The organism is Verrucomicrobiia bacterium, from assembly GCA_026414565.1.
Lineage (GTDB): Bacteria > Verrucomicrobiota > Verrucomicrobiia > Limisphaerales > Fontisphaeraceae > Fontisphaera.
This window is the reverse complement of sequence record JAOAIT010000061.1, coordinates 115010-134770: the sequence shown is the minus strand read 5'-3', so window position 1 is coordinate 134770 and position 19761 is coordinate 115010. Positions and strand designations below refer to the sequence as shown.

General features: G+C 65.4%; 16 protein-coding genes and 1 pseudogene. 7 read left to right on the top strand and 10 right to left on the bottom strand.

Annotation, left to right across the window (positions count from 1 at the left end):
* The first annotated feature begins 247 nt into the window (after positions 1-247).
* Positions 248-1483 (top strand): DEAD/DEAH box helicase, encoded by a 1236-nt coding sequence (locus N3J91_15010; protein MCX8157729.1) that lies wholly within the window; start codon positions 248-250, stop codon positions 1481-1483.
* A gap of 36 nt (positions 1484-1519) precedes the next feature.
* Here the strand turns inward: N3J91_15010 and N3J91_15005 are convergent, their stop codons facing one another.
* On the bottom strand, positions 1520-2686 hold the full coding sequence (locus N3J91_15005) for a response regulator (GenBank protein ID MCX8157728.1): 1167 nt from the start codon (positions 2684-2686) through the stop codon (positions 1520-1522).
* Positions 2683-5907, bottom strand: coding sequence for an ATP-binding protein (locus N3J91_15000; GenBank protein MCX8157727.1), 3225 nt, complete (start codon positions 5905-5907; stop codon positions 2683-2685). The genes N3J91_15005 and N3J91_15000 overlap by 4 nt, the downstream gene beginning before the upstream one ends.
* 307 nt (positions 5908-6214) lie before the next feature.
* Between N3J91_15000 and trxA the strand changes: the two genes are divergently transcribed.
* From trxA to N3J91_14975, 5 genes are all read left to right on the top strand, one after another.
* Entirely contained in the window at positions 6215-6553 is a 339-nt protein-coding gene (trxA, locus tag N3J91_14995) for a thioredoxin (protein MCX8157726.1), read from the top strand.
* Positions 6554-6590: 37 nt separating this feature from the next.
* Positions 6591-6803 (top strand): DUF2892 domain-containing protein, encoded by a 213-nt coding sequence (locus tag N3J91_14990; protein ID MCX8157725.1) that lies wholly within the window; start codon positions 6591-6593, stop codon positions 6801-6803.
* The gene (locus N3J91_14985) at positions 6785-6952 is read left to right on the top strand and encodes a DUF6132 family protein (GenBank protein MCX8157724.1); all 168 of its coding nucleotides are present in this window, start codon (positions 6785-6787) and stop codon (positions 6950-6952) included. Before N3J91_14990 ends, N3J91_14985 begins: the two co-directional genes overlap by 19 nt.
* A 165-nt stretch (positions 6953-7117) precedes the next feature.
* Positions 7118-8137, top strand: coding sequence for an efflux RND transporter periplasmic adaptor subunit (locus tag N3J91_14980; GenBank protein ID MCX8157723.1), 1020 nt, complete (start codon positions 7118-7120; stop codon positions 8135-8137).
* Positions 8138-8179: 42 nt separating this feature from the next.
* A complete protein-coding gene (locus N3J91_14975) occupies positions 8180-11506 on the top strand; it encodes an efflux RND transporter permease subunit (GenBank protein MCX8157722.1) in 3327 nt (1108 codons plus the stop codon).
* A gap of 558 nt (positions 11507-12064) precedes the next feature.
* Here N3J91_14975 and N3J91_14970 read toward each other — a convergent pair.
* The 8 genes and pseudogenes from N3J91_14970 to N3J91_14935 all read right to left on the bottom strand — a co-directional run bounded on the left by N3J91_14970 (position 12065) and on the right by N3J91_14935 (position 18830).
* Positions 12065-12295: pseudogene (locus N3J91_14970) on the bottom strand (NAD(P)-binding domain-containing protein).
* A gap of 36 nt (positions 12296-12331) precedes the next feature.
* Entirely contained in the window at positions 12332-12580 is a 249-nt protein-coding gene (locus N3J91_14965; protein MCX8157721.1) for a thioredoxin family protein, read from the bottom strand.
* Positions 12581-12657: 77 nt separating this feature from the next.
* Positions 12658-13746 (bottom strand): aminomethyl transferase family protein, encoded by a 1089-nt coding sequence (locus N3J91_14960; protein ID MCX8157720.1) that lies wholly within the window; start codon positions 13744-13746, stop codon positions 12658-12660.
* Between the two features lie 24 nt (positions 13747-13770).
* Complete coding sequence (locus N3J91_14955; GenBank protein ID MCX8157719.1) at positions 13771-14550, bottom strand: TIGR00266 family protein; 780 nt, start codon at positions 14548-14550, stop codon at positions 13771-13773.
* Positions 14551-14610: 60 nt separating this feature from the next.
* Positions 14611-15555 (bottom strand): deoxyribonuclease IV, encoded by a 945-nt coding sequence (locus N3J91_14950; protein MCX8157718.1) that lies wholly within the window; start codon positions 15553-15555, stop codon positions 14611-14613.
* A gap of 18 nt (positions 15556-15573) precedes the next feature.
* A complete protein-coding gene (locus N3J91_14945; protein ID MCX8157717.1) occupies positions 15574-16782 on the bottom strand; it encodes a 2-oxo acid dehydrogenase subunit E2 in 1209 nt (402 codons plus the stop codon).
* A gap of 36 nt (positions 16783-16818) precedes the next feature.
* A complete protein-coding gene (locus tag N3J91_14940; GenBank protein MCX8157716.1) occupies positions 16819-17784 on the bottom strand; it encodes an alpha-ketoacid dehydrogenase subunit beta in 966 nt (321 codons plus the stop codon).
* Positions 17785-17801: 17 nt separating this feature from the next.
* Positions 17802-18830 carry a thiamine pyrophosphate-dependent dehydrogenase E1 component subunit alpha gene (locus N3J91_14935; protein MCX8157715.1) on the bottom strand — a complete coding sequence of 343 codons (1029 nt, stop codon included), beginning with the start codon at positions 18828-18830 and terminating at the stop codon, positions 17802-17804.
* 147 nt (positions 18831-18977) lie between these two features.
* Between N3J91_14935 and N3J91_14930 the strand changes: the two genes are divergently transcribed.
* The gene (locus N3J91_14930) at positions 18978-19754 is read left to right on the top strand and encodes a ParA family protein (GenBank protein MCX8157714.1); all 777 of its coding nucleotides are present in this window, start codon (positions 18978-18980) and stop codon (positions 19752-19754) included.
* The last annotated feature ends 7 nt before the right edge of the window (positions 19755-19761 follow it).

Here is a 19761-nt window from a genome sequence, read left to right as displayed (position 1 = left end):
AAAACCCGCGGCCGGGGCCGGCTTTCCGTCCGGGCATCATGCCGGGCGCCTTTCCGCACCAATTGAAACCAACGTCAGTTTAGGCCAAGACCAGCCTTCTGCGCAATCTCTTTTAAGGCCGCCACTCCAGAGGGCGGGGGAGGAAGCTCCGTGGCCCGCCGGCGTGGCCCCCCGGCCCTGGTCCCCCGGGCCTCGCCCCCTCAACTTCCCGCTTTGCGCCGCTGCCATTCAAGTGTAGTGTTCCCGCATGGGCTTCAAGCAGTTTGGCTTATCTCCTGCGCTGTATCAGGGGGTACAGGCGATGGGATACACCGATCCCACCCCTATTCAGTTGCGCGCCATCCCCCTCCTCATGGAAGGCAAGGATGTCATCGGCAGCGCCCAAACCGGCACCGGCAAAACGGCCGCCTTCGCGCTGCCCATCCTCCACCATCTGGGCGAACCGGCCGACGGCCCGCGGGCACTCATCCTGGAGCCGACACGCGAGCTGGCCGCCCAGGTGGAAACCGCCTTCCGCGACCTGGCGCGCTTTACCAAATTGCGCGTGGCCGTCATCTATGGCGGCGTGGGATACGGAGCCCAGCTCGCCGCCCTCAAAACCGGCGTGGATGTGCTCGTGGCCACCCCCGGCCGGTTGCTGGACCACCTGGAACGGCGCGCCTGCCGCCTGGACCGCGTGCAGTTCCTGGTGCTCGATGAAGCCGATCGCATGTTGGACATGGGCTTCCTGCCGGATGTCCGCCGCATCGTGGAACGCTGTCCCCGCAAACGCCAGACCGCCCTCTTCTCGGCCACCATCCCGCCCGAAATCGAAACCCTCATCCAGTGGGCCATGCGCCAGCCGGTCACCGTCGAAGTCGGCGTCCGCCGCCGGCCCGCCGAGACGGTCAAGCATGTCATTTACCCCGTCAGTGATTATCAAAAAACGGACCTCCTGCTAACCCTGCTGGAGCGGGTCAATTACGATTCGGTCATCATCTTCTGCCGCACCCGCGAGCGGGCCGATCACGTCGCCGCGCTCCTCAAACGCCATCAACACGCCGTCGCCGTCCTCCATTCCAATCGCACCCAGATGGAGCGCGAGCAGGCCCTGCGCGGCTTCCGTGACGGCCGCTACGAAGTGCTGGTGGCCACCGACATCGCCGCCCGGGGGCTGGACATCGCCAACGTCAGCCATGTCATCAATTACGATGTGCCCCAGCATCCTGAAGACTACGTGCACCGCATCGGCCGCACCGGCCGCGCCGAGCAGGTGGGCGATGCCTTCACCCTCATGGTGGCGGAGGACACCTCCCACGTGCTCGCCATCGAACGCTTCATCGGCCAGAAAATCCCCCGCGTCCGCCTCGAAGGCTTTGATTACAAATACACCGCCCTCTTCGAGCAGGAAAAACCCGGCGCCTCCACCGCCCCCATCAAAGTCCGGGGCGCCCGGGTCAGCGGTGGATACTTCTTCGGCCCCGTCCGCCGCCGCCGACGTTAAGGCCCCCACAGAAAAAAACGGCCGCCGCCGGATGGCTCACGCCGGCGCCGGAGCCGGCGGCGCCACGGCAGGACGGCTGGCGGCGGGCGCGGCGGTTTGCGCCTTGACGATGCAGCACAGGGCGCGCAACCCCAGCTCCGGCATGGAAAATGGCTTCCCCACCAAATCTGTGCCCCCGGAAAGCGCCAGCCGCATCCGCGCCTCGAAACCGGAAAGACTGGTGATGAACACCACCGGCACCTGTTTGCCCTTGGGCAGTTGCCGGAGTTTCTCGCAAAACGCAAAACCGTCCATCCCGGGCATCATCACATCCGACAAAATCAAATCAAATTCGTTGTCCTCCAGCAGGCGCAGCGCACTCTCCGCATCCGGAATGCATACGGAACGAATGCCCGCCTTCTGCAGCGCCGCCCGCATCGTGCGCCGACTGATGGTGTCATCATCCACGATCAAGGCCAGCGGAGTCTGCTGGAAGTTCAGCCACCAGCCCCCCTCCGGCTTGAGCATCCCCCCCAGCACATCCAGCGCCACCGCCAGCGAGCGCAGATTGGACGGATTGACCTTGCGTGGCGCATCCCGCAGCTCCCGCAGCAGCCCCTCCAACAGCCCTGTCAACTGCGCCAGCGCTTGAAAGCCCGCCGCCGCCGCCCCGCTCACCAGGGCATGGGCACTCTCCGTGGCGGCGGCCAGCTCCGCCGCCAGCACGCCCGGATCCCCCGCCTGCCGGGTGATGGTTTGCAGGCGGTTGCGCAGCACCGTCAACGCCAGCCGCGCATGCCGCACAAATTCCTCGCGGCCCCGCTCGCCCCCCGCCGCCGCACCCTCCGCCGACGGCGGCAGCCCCAGCAACTCACGGGCCTGGGCCAGCAGCTCGGCCGGACTGCACGAATGTTTGGATAATATCCGGCTGATCCCCGCCGCCTGTGCCGCCTGCCGCAAATAATCTTCTTCGCTCCGGGTGTAAATCAGGACGGGTGCATCCTTGCGGGCGCCCTGCGTGCGCAGTCCAATCAGCACCGTCAGTCCGCCCCCCTGCGGCATGGCCAGCTCCAGCACCACCAGGTCATAGGGAGTGACCTTGAGTGCTTCCAACGCGCGCCCCGCCTCGGTCCGCACCTCCACCGCAAATCCGTCTGCCTCGAATTTGCGCTGGCACAGGGAGACAAGCTGGGCGTCGTCATCAGCCAGGAGGACGCGCTTCATGCCGGCACTGGATTGTATTTGAACCGCTCTTGCAGGCAAGCCTTCACACGGCCATACGCCGCTTGCACCTCCGCCCAGGCCTGATCCACCGCCTCCCAACGCCCAGCCACCGCTTCCCGCTCCAACAGCGCCAGCGGCTCCACCATCGCCATCATCCCGCACGCCCCGCAACTGCCACGCAGCTTATGCGCATGCACCTTGACCCGCGCGCCATCCTGTTGGGCCCGCGCCTCCTGCATCGCCCCCAACAACTCCTCGGCCTGTTCGATGAAAAGCTGCCCCATCTCCGCCATGGTGTCCGGATCTTCATTGCTGACCTCCGCCAGCCGCGCAAAGTCCACCGCGTCTTCCTGCCTGTCCGCGGGCTGGCAGGCCCCGCCCTTTGAGGAGGTTACGGCCGCCGGCGCCGCGGGCGGGGAAACGCTGGCCGGCGGGGAGGTCGCCCCCGCCGGCGCCGGTCCCCCCGCTGCCGCGGATTTTTTCGCCACAATTTGCGGATGCCATTTTTCGATCACCTGCTGAAGCTGCTGCGCGCGGAAAGGCTTGCTCAAATAGTCATTCATGCCGGCGGCCAGGCAGCGCTCGCGATCCCCCTGCATGGCGCCGGCCGTCAGGGCCACGATGATGGGCTGCCGCTCCGGCGGAAATTGCTGCCGCACCCGCCGCGTCACCTCCAAGCCGTCCAGGCCGGGCATTTGCACATCCAGCAACACCAGATCGTAAGTGCCGCGCTCCAGCGCCTCCAGCGCCTCATAACCATGGGCGGCCGTGCCCGGCGCATAACCCAATTTTTCCAACGCCCCCACGCCCACCTTGAGGTTGATCGGATTATCATCCACCAGCAGGATGTTCAACGGCAGACGGCGGGCCAGCGTGCCATCCAGCGTGGCAGCGGCGGCCGTGACCGGCCGGGCCTGACCTTCCCAGAGCGCCATCAGTTGGCGGGGCAGATCAGTGCTCAACAAGGGCTTGTACACCCCCCCGGCCAGCGGCAGGTTTTGGGGTTGCAGATGTTTGATGTCCGTTTCGCGATACGTCAACACCCCCAGCCGCACCTGCGGCAGCGCGCCCGCCAGCTCCACGATCAGCTCGCGCAACTGCTCCGGCGCCGCCCACGGCTCGATCAGGATGCCGTCGGGCAACGGCCCGGTTTGCAGCATCTGCCACAGGCGATCCACCGTGGCGGCCTTTTGAATCTTCAAGCCCAGTTGTTGCGCGGCCACTTCCAGCATCAACCGGTTGGTGTAGTTGCCTGACAACAACAAAAGCGAGCGCCCCCCCATCCGCGGCAGCTCTTCCTGCGGCGCCTGCGTGCAGGCCGGGGCAAAGCCCACGGTAAAGTGGAAGGTGCTGCCTTCGTTGACCTGGCTCTCCACCCAGATGCGCCCGCCCATCATCTCCACCAGCCGTTTGCTGATGGCCAGCCCCAGGCCGGTGCCGCCATGCCGGCGGGTCACGGAGGCATCCCCCTGGCTGAACTTCTGGAACAACCGCGCCATGTGCTCCGGCGGGATGCCCGGCCCCGTATCGCGCACCGCCACATGCAGGACCAGCCCCTCGCGGGAGGCAATCCCCGCGGCCGGCTCCGGATCCCCCAGCGCCACTTTGACCACCACTTCGCCATGCGCCGTGAATTTGATCGCGTTGCCCACCAGATTCAGCAGAATCTGCCGCAAACGCAGCGAGTCTCCCCGCATCTGCAACGGCACCGCCGGCTCGATGATCGCCGCCAGATTCAGCTCCTTTTGCGCGGCTCGCGGCGCCAGCGCCTGCAGAGTCTCGCGCAGGCAGTCGGCCAGGTGGAAATCTTCCGGATGCAACTCCAGCCGGCCGGCCTCGATTTTCGAGTAATCCAAAATGTCATTCAGCAGCATCAACAGGGCCTCGCCGCTGGCGCGGATGCTCCCCACCAAATCCCGCTGTTCAGGCGTCAACGGGGTATGCTCCAGCAGGCTGGTGAGGCCAATCACCCCGTTCATCGGCGTGCGAATTTCATGGCTCATGTTGGCCAGAAACTCGGACTTGGCCCGCGCCGCCTCCTCCGCGGCCACCTTGGCCGCCTGCAATTCTTCCTGCGCCCGTTTGCGCTCGGTAATGTCCTCCATCGCCGCCACAAAGTTGGTGATGCGCCCCTGGGCGTCCTTCAGCGAGGAAATGTGCGCCATCTCCCAGTAAAGCGTGCCATCTTTCCGGCGGTTGAGCATCTCCCCCACCCAGCAGCCCCGCTGCAGCAGCGAGTCCCACAAATCCCGGTACAGCTCCGGCGGCATCAAACCCGATTTGAGAATCCGGGGATTCTGGCCCACCGCTTCTGCCGCCGTGTATCCGGTCAGCTCCTCAAACTTGGGATTGACGTACTCCATGCGGCCCTGGGCATCGGTGATGATGACGGCAATGGGACTGTTCTCCAGCGCCCGCGAAAGTTTGCGCACATTCGAATCCGCCCGCTGATGACCCTCCAATTCCTCCGCCAGCGCCGCGTTGAGGTGGCGCATGTCCCGGTTGACCTTGCGCCGGTACAAACTGGCCAGCAACAGCAGCCCCGCCGCCAGCCCCCCCAGAAATCCCGCCGTGCCCCAGACGGATTGATAATGCAAACGCGTCGCCTCCAGTTGCGTGGCCGGCACCCCCACCTCCAACACCGCCAGCGGCTGGCCGCCCAGTTGGGTAAGCACGGGAATGAGCACTTTCTGCGCCAGCCCTTTTTGCTGACAGGTGTTGCAACGAATCTGTTTCTCCCCACCCTCGCGCACCGTTTGCGCCACGGCCTGCTGCAATTCCGGTGAGTTGCACAAATCATCTCGACCAGGAGTATATTCCTTGAAGCCCTGCCCGGCGGGCACCCACAAACGCACTGGCGGCTGCCCTTTGATGCTCAAACTCACCCTTGCCAGCCAGCTCACCAGGAATTCGCGCCGGGCATCCCCCGGCGGGGCTGAAGGACTGTGGCCCAGCATTTCTTCGTTCACGGTGCCCGCCGCCACCCGGGCCTGACCAACAATTCGGTTCAACTCATGCTCCTCACCCAGCCGCGCCCCCCACCAGCCGGCAACCACCATCCCTATCACCGCCAGCAGCAAGGTCAGCCACAACGTGCGGCGGGCGGCGGATCGCCAAATCCCTTCAGAGTTGGCCGGCACCTTACCCCCGGCAGAAGCCACCGTCGGCGCGGCGGGTTCTACTGCCGGGCCTTTGCCCGGCGGTGTCGTGTCCACTGTCATGACTTGTTTTGTGTGCGTCCGAGTCAAAAACCCTCGTCCCATTCTCCTATCGGCAAACCACCACCGCTCCTGCATGGGCAAAACACCGAAACTGTCGTCAGAAAAACTGCCTCCCTTTGTCAGTATATTCCTACACGCACCCACCCTGTTTCATGCCCCACCTATTCCGCCCCAGCAGGCATTCTTCCCCAAGGCATAAATTCGCGCCCCCGCACCCCCCGCCGCCTGGCACCCCCCGCTGTTGGAATTTGTAACTTTTTCATGCCTGGCGGCTCTGTGACCTTGGAACTGACGAAAAGACACGGTTATGAAAAACATCATGGCATTGAACGACACGAATTTTGAACGCACCCTCCAGGCCGCCACGCTGCCGGTGCTGGTGGACTTCTACGCCACCTGGTGCGGCCCCTGCCGCATGCTCGCGCCTGTGCTCGAGCAGTTGGCGGCCCAAATGGGGGGGGAAATTCAATTTGCCAAGGTCAACGTGGATGAAGCGCCGATGACCGCCGCCCGTTTCCGCATCACCGGCGTGCCCACCCTGATACTCTTCCGCGACGGCAAACCGGTGGACCAGGTGGAAGGCTTCATGCCGCCCCAATACCTGGCGCAATGGCTGCGCGAGGCGGCGGCCGTGCGGACGGCCTGACGTTGAAGCGGAACACATCAAACGCGGAGGGACAGCTATGACCACGGAAAATGCCATTCGGATTTTGGCGGGCACCATGGTGCTCATCGGCACAGCCCTGGCTCACTGGGTCACGCCCTGGGGGCATGCCTTGACGGCATTTGTGGGATTAAACCTCATCCAAAGCGCCTTCACCGGCTTTTGCCCGGCGGAAAACATTTTCAAAAAACTGGGCATTGGAAAGGGTGGCTCATGCTGCAAGCCGTCTTGAGCATCGGCATCGGGGCGGGCCTGGGCGCCGCCATGGGCTACTTTGGCCAGTGCACCTCCGGCGCCTGCCCCCTGACCTCCACCTGGTGGCGAGGGGCCATCTACGGGGCCATCATGGGCCTGGTGTTCTACCTGTCCGCCCGTAAATAGCCGGCCCCGCCCGCCGGCGCCGTGCGCCGTAGAGCCCGGCCGTTGCACCACCCGGCGCGGCGGCTGCCCGGGAGATCGGTGTTTTCAAGGCTGGAAGAAAATGTTTTAATCGCGGTGCTACTCAATGACCAATAGGCCACAGTTATGGGATTCTTAGAAGGGTTTATGAGGACTTTGTTGCTCAGCACGGGCGCAGGCTTGATCCTGCTCGTCATGGCCGGATGCCATCAACCTCCTCCTCCCCCGCCGGGCACCCTCCCCGCCGCCACCGTCAAGGTGCAGCCGGTGGCCGGACGAGTGTACGTCGCCACGGAGGAAGTCGTCGGGACCGTCCGTCCCAAACTCCGCGCCACCATCTCGCCCAAAATCACCGGCCGCGTGGAAGAGCTGCTCGTCGCCCCCGGCCACACGGTCACCCAGGGACAACTCCTGGCCCGCATTGACGCCCGCGAAATCCAGGCCCGTCTCCTCCAGGCCCAGGCCGTCCGCGTGCAGGCCGAGGCGGACCTCAAGCGCTTCCAACGCCTGGTCGCCGACGGCACGGCCCCCCAGGCCGAACTGGATCGCGCCATCATGCAGGCGGAGGTGGCCGCCGCCAACGTCAAGGAAATTGAAACCCAGCTCGGTTACGCCCGGGTCACCGCGCCTTTCAACGGCCTCATCACCCGCAAACTCTCCGACGTCGGCGACCTGGCCGCCCCCGGCACCCCGCTGCTGGAAATGGAAGACCCCAACGTCCTGCGCCTGGAAGCCGATGTCCCCGAGGCCCTCATTGACCGCGTCAAACTGGGCGACCGCCTGCGCGTCAGCATCTCCACCCTCGCCCACCCCCTTGAAGGGGTGGTGGGCGAAATGGACCCCGTGGCCGACCCCGGCAGCCGCACCTTCCGCGTCAAACTGGACCTGCCGCCCGTGCCGGGCCTGCGCTCCGGTTTATTCGGCCGGGCCGCCGTGCCGGTGGGACAGACCACCACCCTGCGCGTGCCCGCCTCCGCGTTGCTCGTGCGCGGCCAGATGGAAATGGTCTTCGTGGCCGCAGACGGCAAGGCCCAGCTCCGCCTGGTCAAAACCGGCAAGCGCCTGGACGGCGAAGTGGAGCTGGTATCCGGCGTCCGCACCAATGAACTGGTGGTGGTGGAGGGCGCGCTGCAACTGGTGGACGGGCAACCGCTGACCGTGCGCTAGCCGCGCCGCCCCCAACTCCCACATTTGCAAACTTGTTGAGCCATGGCCTCACCCAACCCCAACTCCGGCATCGAACCCCCCGCCCACCTCGGCGTGGCGGGCACCATTGCCCGGGCGTTTATTGATTCCAAGCTCACCCCGCTCATCATCCTCACTTCCATCCTGCTGGGCGTGGGCGCCGTGCTCAAGCTGCCGCGCGAGGAGGAGCCGCAAATCAAGGTGCCCATGGTGGACGTGCTGGTCTCCATGCCCGGCTCCAGCGCCAAGGAGCTGGAGGAGCGCGTCACCCGCCCCATGGAAAAGCTCCTCTGGGAAATCACCGGCGTGGAATACATCTACTCCATCTCCCGCCCCGGCGAGAGCCTGGTCATCGTCCGCTTCAAGGTGGGCGAAGACATCGAAGACAGCCTGGTCAAGCTGAACCAGAAGTTGCAGCAAAACTTTGACCGCATCCCCCACGGCGTCTCCCATCCCCTCATCAAACCCAAAAGCATTGACGATGTCCCCATCCTGGCCCTCACGCTCCACAGCCCCCATCATGATCACCTCACCCTCCGCCGCCTGGCCGCCCAGGTGGACGATGCCGTCAAGCAGGTGCCGCTGGTGGCCGAAACCATGCTCATCGGCGGCGCCCGCCGCCAGGTGCGCGTCCAGCTCGACCCCGTCAAGCTGGCCTCGCGCAATCTCAGCCCCGCCGGCCTCATCCCCATGCTCCAACAGGCCAACCGCCAGTACGCCGCGGGCGGCCTGACCAGCGACAACCGCGAAATCGCCATCGAAACCGGCGGCTTCCTCACCAGCGCCGAGGAGGTGGGCCAGATCGTGGTGGGCGTGTTTCACGGCCGCCCCGTCTATCTGCGGGAGGTGGCCCAAATCCTGGACGGCCCGGAGGAGCCTTCCCAGTACGTCTTCTTTGGCCGCGGCGCCGCCCAGGGAGTGCTGGGCAACGAGGAGCCCGCCGTCACGTTGACGGTGGCCAAACGCCCCGGCGCCAACGCCATTGACGTGGCCCGGGAAGTCCTGCGCAAAGTGGACACCCTGAAGGGCACCGTGCTGCCCGCCGATGTCACCGTCAGCATCACCCGCCACTATGGCGAAACCGCCGCCGAAAAATCCAACGAGCTGCTCTTCCACATGGCCATTGCCGTGGTCAGTGTCTCCCTGCTCATCCTTCTGGTGCTCGGCTGGCGCGAGTCCGGCATCGTGGCCCTGGCCATTCCCAGCACTCTGGCCCTCACCCTGCTGGTCTTTTACCTCTACGGCTTCACGCTCAACCGCATCACCCTCTTCGCCCTGATCTTCTCCATCGGCATCCTGGTGGATGACGCCATTGTGGTGGTGGAAAACATCGTCCGCCACTATCACCTGCCCCACAACCGCGGCCGACCGCTCTTCACCGTGGCCGTCGAGGCGGTTGGCGAAGTGGGCAACCCCACCATCCTCGCCACCTTTGCCGTCATCTTTGCCGTGCTGCCCATGGCCTTTGTCGGCGGCCTGATGGGGCCGTACATGCGGCCGATCCCCATCGGGGCCAGCGCCGCCATGTTCTTCTCCCTGGCCATTGCCTTCATCGTCACCCCGTGGGCCGCTGTCCGCCTGCTCAAAAAACACGCCATGCCGGCCGCCGGCGCCCCGGCCGGCAGTGGCGGCCCCGCCTCCCACTCCCATTTCGAGCACGAGGAGGATTTCTTCACGCGGTTATACCGCCGGATGATGGGCCCCTTGATCGCCCACGTAACCTGGCGCTGGGCCTTCCTGGCGGGTATTGTCGTCCTGCTCCTGGCGGCAATGGCCACCGTGGGCATGGGCTGGGTCAAGGTCAAAATGCTCCCCTTTGACAATAAAAGCGAATTCCAGATCGTCCTCAACATGCCCGAGGGCAGCGCCCTGGAGGTCACCGCCCAAGCCGCCCGCGAAATCGCCGCCGCCGTCCGCACCGAGCCCGAGGTCACCGATTACCAGGTCTATGTCGGCATCGCCGCCCCCTTTAATTTCAACGGCCTGGTCCGGCATTATTTCAACCGGCGCGGCGCCCACGTGGCGGACATCCAGGTCAACCTGGTCAACAAACACCAGCGCAAGGCCCAAAGCCATGACATCGCCAAACGCGTGCGCCCGCGCGTCACCGAAATCGCCCGCCGCTACGGCGCCCGCGTGGCCGTCACCGAAGTCCCCCCCGGCCCGCCCGTCCTCCAAACCCTCGTCGCCGAAATCTACGGGCCCTCCGAAGAAGCCCGCCTCGCCCTGGCCGAGGAGGTGAAAAAAGTCTTTCAAAACACCCCCGGCGTGGTGGACGTGGACTGGTACATTGAGGCCGATCAACCCAAGGCCCGCTTTATCATCGACAAGGAAAAAGCCGCCCTCCACGGCGTCAGCGCCGAAACCATCTCCCAGACGTTGCGCATCGCCGTCAGCGGCCTGCCGGTGGACCTGGTGCACCTGCCCCGCGAAAAGGAGGATGTGCCCCTGGTCCTCGAAATCCCGCGCCACTTCCGCACCATGCCCGAGGAGCTGCTGGCCCTGCGCGTCCGCTCAGGTGATGCCAACGCCCTGCCCGAACCCGCGGGCGACGCCCCCCCGCCGCTGGTGCCGCTGCGCGAGCTGGTGAAAATCGAGTACACCCTCACCGACAAAAGCATCCACCACAAAAACCTCATGCCGGTGACCTACGTCATCGGCGATGTGGCCGGCGAGGCCGAAAGCCCCGTCTATGCCATCCTCCAAATGAACAAGCAACTGCGCCAGATTGATCCGCGCAAGTTTGGCGGCAGCGTGAGCGAGTTCAAAATCTACAATGCCGTGCTGCCCTTCACCGAGGCCCAACCGGCCATGAAATGGGACGGCGAATGGCACATCACCATCGAGGTCTTCCGGGACCTCGGCATCGCCTTCGGCGCGGTGTGCATCCTGATTTACCTGCTCATGGTGGGCTGGTTCCGCTCCTTTGTGACGCCGCTGGTGGTCATGGCCGCCATTCCCTTCTCCCTGGTGGGCATCCTCCCGGCGCACGGCCTGCTGCACGCCTTCTTCACCGCCACCAGCATGATCGGCTTTATGGCCGGCGGCGGCATCGTCGTGCGCAATTCCATCATTCTGGTGGACTTCATCGAGCAGCGCCTCCGTGAAGGCATGCCCCTGGCCGAGGCCGTGGTGGATGCCGGCGCCGTGCGCTTCCGGCCCATGCTGCTGACCGCCCTGGCGGTGGTGGTGGGCGCCAGCGTCATCCTGTTTGACCCCATCTTTCAGGGCCTGGCCATCTCCCTCATGGCGGGGGAAATTGCCTCCCTGCTCATCAGCCGCATGGCCGTGCCCGTGCTCTACTACATGGTCAACCGCAAGTCGGCCGCCCGGCCGGCGGCCGGCGCCTGACCGCGCCCGGCCTCAGGGCTTGATTTTCTGATGCAGCGCCGGCAGCCGCGTGCGGTACAACTCGGCCACCTGCGCCTCCATCTCCGCCAGCGGCTTGACAGGGATCAAATCCATCACCTCGGCGGGGCTTAACCCTGACTCCAGCAGCGTCCGCACGCCCCCGCACACCATGCGCTTCATGGCCGGGACAATCTCCGCCTCGCTCAAACCCAGCCCCGCCGCCACCTCGCGCAAGGCCTGCCATTGGAACCAGAAATACGTCGGCCCCATGGCGCTCAACAGGGCGTACGCCTCCAGTTTGTCCTCCGGCACCTCCGGGTGCTCCCCCAGCGGCTCCAGCAGCGCGTTGATCTCCGCCCGATCCTCCCCCGCCAGCTCCGCCGCGAAAACCATGGGATTATATCCCAGCCCCAGGAGCGACGGCGCATTGGGAATCACCCGCGCCAGCCGGCCAAACCCGCCCAGCAGCTCCCGCAGCCGCTGCAGGGTAAACTTCGGCGCCAGCGAAATCACCAGCGCCTCCGGGCGCAACGCCGCCTTGATGCCTCCCAGCACCTCGCCCAGCGCCGGCGGATGCACCGCCAGAAACACCACCTCCTGCGCCGCCGCCTCCGCATTGCTCACCGTGGTTTGCACCGTGGGAAATGCCCCCTGAAGCCGCTGGAGCACCTCCGCATGGACATCGCTGACCACAATGCGCTGCGGCAGCCGGCCCGCCTTTTGCCAGCCGCCCAGGAGGATGCGCGTGATGCGCCCGCCGCCAATGAAGCCGATCGCCTGATGATGCATGGTAGGATTTGGGTTGAGGTTGAAGTCGCCGCCCGCTCACGTCCCCGCCGCCGCGCCCTGCAACAACTCCTTCAACTCCGCCAGCGTCGGCACTCTGCCGGACAACTTGAGGTTGCCGTTGATCGCGAGCGCCGGCGTCATCATCACCCCCAAGGCCATGATTTGCTTCAAATCAGTGACCTTGTTGATTTCGGCCGGAATGCCCAACTCGTTCACCGCCTGTTCGGTGAGTTGAGCCAGGGTCTTGCAACGGGCGCACCCGGGGCCAATGACCAGGATTTGCAAGCTGTCCATACAACCTGCACGATAAGGGAAGCTCGGGCCTGCGTAAAGCCCTTTCAGCCGGCCCCCGCCCCGGCCGCTCAAACCCCCGCCGGCCCCGTTTCCAGAATGACCGCCCGCACCCGCCCGCCCCCAACCATCAATTCCACCTCCTGGCCCGGCCGGTCATGCTCGCGACGAATATACACGAGGGCGAGGTTGGACTTTAATGCCGGAGAATGCGTGGCGCTGGTGGCATAGCCAATCTCTTTCCCGCCCTCATATACCTTATCGCCCTTTTGCGGCAAAACTTGAGCGTCCCCCTCCCACCGCACGCGCCGCAAATGTTTGGCCACCTGCCCATAGGTCCGAATGCGGGCAATCACCTCCTGACCAGTGTAACAGCCCTTGGTATAACTGATCGCCCGCGTGTCCAAACCTGCCTCCGGCGCCAGATTCGTTTCGTCCATGTCCACCGGAAAACGGGGTATCCCCTGCTCGATGCGCGCCGTCTCGAACGCCTCCCAACCCGCCGCGCGCCCCCCCACCCGCGCGGCGGCGGCCAGCAGCGCCGTCCACACCGCCTCCAGGGCCGCAACGGGCACAAACAAATCCACCCCGCAGCTCAGCAACCGGGGCACCCGCGCCACGCACAGCTCGCCCCAGGCCGCATGTTGCACCACTACCGAATGGCAGGTAGTGGCGGGGATTGCCCCCCCCAAACCAAGCGCCTCCACCGCCGCCACAGCCTGCGGCCCCTGCACGCTCAGCAAACCATAATGCGGGGTGACGTTGACGATCTGCACGTCATCCGCAATCAGGTATTTCTCCAGGCGCTGCGTCACCTTCTCCAACTGCCCCGGCTCGAAATCCAGCAACAATTCCTGCGCCAGGGCATGAATGTACATATCCCCCTGCACCTTGCCTTTGGGGGTGAGCAGCGCCGCATGACACCCCTGGCCGGGCAACAGATCCTTCACATTGTTGGTGACCTGGCCGTTGAGAAAACGTTGCCGGTCCTGCCCTGTAAGGCACAACCGCCCCCGGGCCGAGAGATCCAGCACCCCGGCGGTTTCCACCAAAGCGCGGTACTCGCCCGCTGCATCGCCGTAATGCGCCACCACCTCCACCCCGTTGACCGACAGAAACCGCCCCCCCAACGCGGCGTGCGTCTCTTGTAACGGCAGCAAATGCATCAAAAAACTCCCCCCGGCCTAGTCCCCATCCAGCAGATTCCCCAGCCCGCCCAGCACCGAGCCTTCTTCGCGCCGGCCGCCCGCCTGGGCTGCGGAGACAATGCGATCAGCCATGCGGCTCAGCGGCAGGCTTTGGAGCCAGACCCGCCCCGGGCCGCGCAGGGTGGCAAAGAACAAGCCTTCCCCGCCAAACAACGCCGTCTTGATTTTCCCGACAAATTGAATGTCAAACTCCACCGAAGGCTGAAACGCCACCACGCAGCCGGTGTCCACCCGCAGCACCTCGCCCGGCGCCAGGGTCTTCTCGCACAACGCGCCCCCCGCATGGATGAAGGCATAGCCATCCCCCTGCAGCCGCTGCAGGATGAAGCCCTCCCCGCCAAACAAACCGGCGCCAAACCGGCGCTGAAACGCGATGCCCACCGACACGCCCTTGGCCGCGCACAAAAAGGCGTCTTTCTGGGCATGCAGCTCGCCCCCCAGCTCGGCCAGATGCACCGGGATGATCCTGCCCGGATACGGCGCGCCAAACGCCACGCGGCGCTTGCCGGAGGCACGGTTTTGAAAGACTGTCATGAACAGGCTCTCGCCGGTCAGCAGACGCTTGCCCGCCCCCACCAGCACACCGAGCAACCCGCTGCTCTGCTGCGAGCCGTCGCCAAACACGGTTTCCATCTCAATCCCGTCTTCCATGTACATCATGGCGCCCGATTCGGCCACCGCCGCCTCCATGGGGTCCAACTCGATCTCGACGAACTGCATGTCGTCGCCGAAAATCTTGAAATCTATCTCGTGCATCACTCGCGGAGGAGTGGCACTGCCAATCACCGGTGGCACCATAGGTGGTTTTTCCATAAGTCAATTCCTGTTTCCCAATGTTCTCCTAATATGCTTGCGTTTGCGCGGCTTGCCAAGACCTGCCCCGGCTTTGGCTTCCCCCCCGGCGGAGGCGGGCGCCCTGGCCAGCAAACTGCGCAACACGGCCAGATTCTCCACATCCTCGTGCAAATCTTCCGACTTCGGCGTCTCCAGACAGCCGGGCAGCTCGCGAAAGCGGGCATCATTGACGATGTGCCGGAAGGCCTCGCGGCCCATGGCCCCCTGGCCGATGCCGGCATGGCGGTCCACCCGCGAGCCGAGCTCGCTCTTGGAATCGTTCAGATGCACCGCCAAAATCTGCTCCAACCCCAGCCGCCGCTCGCACTCCGCAATGACCGCGTCCCACACCTGCGGCAGCCGCACATCATAACCCGCCGCAAAAAAATGGGCCGTGTCCAGACACAATCCCAGACGCTGCGGATGCTTCACCCGGGCATACAATTCAAACAAATGCTCCAACCGGTGCCCCAGACAGGTGCCTTGTCCCGCTGTGTTTTCCAGCGCAAGGCGCACGGGCGAATCCGCCGTGGCCGCAAACACCTCATCCAAAGCCGCCGCCGCCTGCCGCAATCCGGCCTCCTCCCCCTGGCCCAGATGGGCCCCGGGGTGCAGCACCAGAAACGGCAGCCCCAGACTGCCGGCCAGTTGAATCTCCTGGGTCAACGACTCCAGGGAGCGCTCGCGGTTGGCCGAAGCCGGCGCGGCAATGTTGATGAGATAACCCGTGTGCCCAAACACCGACGCCAGCCGCCCCTCCGCCAGGACGCCGGCAAAACGGGCAATTTCCTCCGGCGCATAGGGGCGGCCAAACCACTGCATGTTGTTTTTAACAAACAATTGCACCACCTCACACCCAATCCCCAGCCCGCGCTCCAAGGCCCGATGAACCCCCCCGCTGGTGGACATGTGCGCGCCCAGTCTCATGCCATGCGCTCCGGCCGCTTAGAGGATTTCCGGCTGGTTCATCAGGGCCGCAATGCGCGTCAGAAGGCGCCCGGCGGCGCCGCCATCCAGCACGCGATGATCAAAGCTCAGCGTCAAATAAGCCTCCATCACCGGCACAAACTGACCCCGGGCTTCATCCCAGCGGGGCACCTTGCGCCCGGCCCCCAGACCCAGCACCAGGGTTTGCTCCGGCAGCGGTATCGGCGTGGCCCAGATCAACCCAAACGTGCCGTAATTCGTCACCGTGCAGATCGAGCCGCCCGTGGCATCGGCCGGCAGATTCCGCGCCCGCGCCTGCTGCAGCAGCCGGTCATACAACGGCACCAGCTCCGCCAGGGTTTTCTTGTCCGCCGCGCGAATTACCGGCACCAGCACCCCTTCCTCCGCCTCGACGGCAAAGCCAATGTCCACCGCCGGCGGATGCACTATCCGCGCCCCCACCAGCCGGCCCGCCGGCGCGCTGTTCTCCGCCAGGGCCAGCGCCAGCGCCCGCAGGGCGTACAAGGTGGGGCCGGGTTTGGGCTCAAATTGTTTGCGATGCTGCAACAAGGGATCCAAAACCACCGGCAGCCCCACCGTCGCCAGCGGCCGCGTCCAGCTCCGCCGCATGGCATCGGCCACCGCCACCCGCATGGGCGAAGCTGGCGTGAGTTTCTGCTGTTCCAGATGGGCAATGTACCGCTCAAAGTCCTCAATGGTGACCCGCCCCCCCGCTCCGCTGCCGGCAATGCCGGCCAGGTCAGCCGCCTGCAAACCCAGCTCCTGAATCCGCGCCTTCAGCCGCGGCGACATGTAAGTGGCCCCCAGCCGGTCCGCGGGCACCGGCAGGCCCCTCACCCGCGGCTCCACCTTCTGGGGCGGCGGCGTGAGCGGCAGGGCCGTGGCCGTGGGCGTCCCCGCCGGAGGCGCCGCAGCGGCGGCCACCGGGGTTTGCGGCGCGGCCGCAGGCGGCGGAGCCGCCGGTTGCTCCACTTCAATGTGGCCCAGCACGCTGCCCACCGGATAACTCTCATTGACCTGCACCAGCCATTCGGCCAGCCGGCCGGCGCAGGGGCTGACCACCGTCATGGTGGCCTTGTTGGTTTCCACCTCCAACACCTCCTGGTGATTCTCCACCTTGTCCCCCGGCGCCGCCAACAGGCGCACCACGGTGGCCTCGGCAATGGACTCGCCCAACTGGGGCATTAAAATCGGTACGTATGGCATAAGGCAAAGGCAGGTTGCATCAGGTGCAAGGGCCGTTCATAACCGCAAAAGTTTCCGGGCGGCATCCGCGATGGACCGCGCCGTGGGCCGGTGCGCCGCCCACAAATTGGGATGAAACGGTATCGGCGTGTCCTTGGCATTCAACCGCTGCGGCGGCGCATCCAGCAAATTAAAACCCTCCGCCGCCACCCGCGCCACCACCTCCGCCGTCACCCCGCCCCACGGCCACGCTTCGCCCACCGCCAGCAACCGCCCCGTGCGCGCCACCGAAGCCATGACCGTATCCGTATCCAGCGGCTTGACCGAACGCAGATCCACAATCTCCAGCTCCGCCCCCTCCGCCGCCAGCTCCTCCGCGGCGGCCAGCGCCTCGTGCACCATGGCGCTGTAGGTCACCAGCGACAGATCACGGCCCGGCCGCGCAATCCGGGCCCGGCCCACCGGCAGGGCCGTCTCCGGCAGGGCCTCCGCCTTCAAGTGGTAATAAAGAAATTTGTGCTCGCAGAAAATCACCGGATCATCCAGCGCCACCGCCTCCAGCAACATGCTGTAAGCGTCCTCCACCGTCGCGGGCGTCATCACAATCAGCCCGGGATAATGCGCATACAGCGCCTCCATGCTCTGACTGTGGAAAGGCCCGCTCCCCATCGTCCCCCCCGACGGCAGCCGCACCACGATGGGGCACGGTCTGCCCGTGCGCCAGAACAACGTCGCCGCCTGATTGACAATCTGGTTGAACGCCACCGTGCTGAAATCGGCAAACTGAATCTCCACAATCGGCCGCATCCCTTCAATGGCCGCCCCCACCGCCGATCCCAGGATGGCATCTTCGCTGATCGGCGCATCCAGCACCCGCCCCGGAAATTCTTGCTGCAGATTCTTGGTGGCCTTGAAGGCCCCCCCAAACGCGCCCACGTCCTGCCCGTAAATGAACACCCGCGGATCTTCCGCCAGGGCCCTGGCCTGCGCGGCGCGGATGGCTTCAAGGTAGGTGATGCTCATGACTCCCCAAATCCCCCTTAGGTGGAAGCAAACTGATCCAACAACCGCGTGGTGCTGATGGCCTCCCAACGCTCCGTCACCGGATCAGGCACCGGCTCCTGCTGCACTTGCGCCACCGCCGCCTCCACCTGCTGCTGCGCCTCCTGCCGCCACCGCTGCACTTCGGCGGGAGTGACCCGCCCCCTCTCCAGCACCTGCTGCTCCGCCACCCCCAGGCAGTCCCGCCCCACCGGCAGCTCCTTTAATTTGGGATTAACATACGAGGCATCATCATGCTCCCCGTGCCCGCACAACCGCAGCAGCGTGGCCACCACCATCTGCGGACCCCGCCCCGCCCGGGCGCGCCCCACGGCCTCGCGCAGCGTGGCCAGGCAGGCGCCAAGATCGGTGCCGTCCACCGCATGGCCTTCCACCCCGTAACCCGCAGCCCGATCCAGCAGCCGCGCACAGGCATATTGCCGGCTGGTGGGCGTGCTGTAGGCGTATTGATTGTCGGCAATCACCAACACCAGCGGCAGCCGCTCCACCGCCGCCTGATTCACCGCTTCATGAAAAGCGCCGGTGGACGTCCCTCCATCCCCAATGCAGGTCGCCCCCACCGTGCCCGACCGCCCCTGCATCCGCCGCGCCATCAACGCCCCGTTGACCACTGAAATCATCGCCCCCAAATGGCTGATCATGGGATACAACCCCATCTCCAAACGCCCCCGGTGAATGTTGCCATCCCGGCCACGCATCGGGCCTAACACCGACCCCAAGTGCGTGCGCACAGCATCCAGCACCGGCTCGCCAAAGGCCAGCCGCCCCGCCAAATCGCGTATCAGCGGCGCAAAAATATCCCCCCGGCGCAGATTCATCCCCACCGCCACACTCAACGCCTCCTGCCCGCGTCCCAGAAACACCCCGCCATGAATCCGGCCTCCCCGGTACAGATTGGCCATTTTTTCATCCAGGGCACGGGCCAGCAACATCCAGCGGAAAGCCTGAGCCAGGCCCTCCGCCTCCTGCTCCCCAACCACATCCCGGGTCGCTTGTGTCTCGACCATGCGCCCAGTTTAAGCAATCGGCCAGCCTGCCGCAAACTTTTTGCAGAAACCCGGCCCACCCCGGCCGCCCCCGCCCGGCCCCGGCTGCCCGCCCCCCGCGCCCATTTTTTGCTGTCCTCCCGGCGCGCTTTCCCTTAAATCAGCGGCGTGGCGACCAAAGTCATTGCCGTGGCCAACCAGAAAGGCGGGGTGGGCAAAACCACCACTGCCGTGAATCTGGCCGCCTGCGTGGCCGCGCAGGGACGGCGTGTGCTCCTGCTGGACCTGGACCCCCAGGCCAACGCCACCAGCGGCGTGGGCCTGGAAAAAGAACCCGGCGGCAGCGCCTATGGCCCCCTCCTGGGGCAAGGCTCCCTGACCGAAAAAATCAAACGTACCCCCTTTGAGCGGCTCGATGCCATCCCCAGCGAGATGGATTTGTGCGGGGCCGATGTCGAGTTGATCCGTGCCGATCAGCACCTCCACCGCCTCGCTCTGGCCCTGGAGCCGGTGCTCCACGCCAATCAATACCAGGTCGTGCTGATTGACTGCCCCCCCTCCCTGGCAGTGTTGACCCTCAACGCCTTCGCCGCCGCGGATGGCCTGGTGGTCCCCCTCCAGTGCGAGTACTACGCCCTGGAGGGCATCTCCAGCCTCACCCGCATCATCAATCAGCTCCGCGATACCGGCGTTAACCCCCGCCTCCATCTCTTTGGCGTGGTGATGACCATGTTTGACGCCCGCACCAACCTTTCCCGCCAGGTCGAGGGCGAGGTCCGCCAGCACTTCGGCCCCATTGTCTTTGACACCGTCATCCCCCGCACCACCCGCCTGGCCGAGGCGCCCAGCTTTGGCAAGCCCATCATTCATTACGATAAATACAGTGCGGGCGCCGCCGCCTATGAAGTCCTGGCCCAGGAGTTCTGCCAGCGCCTGGGCATCTGAAAATCGC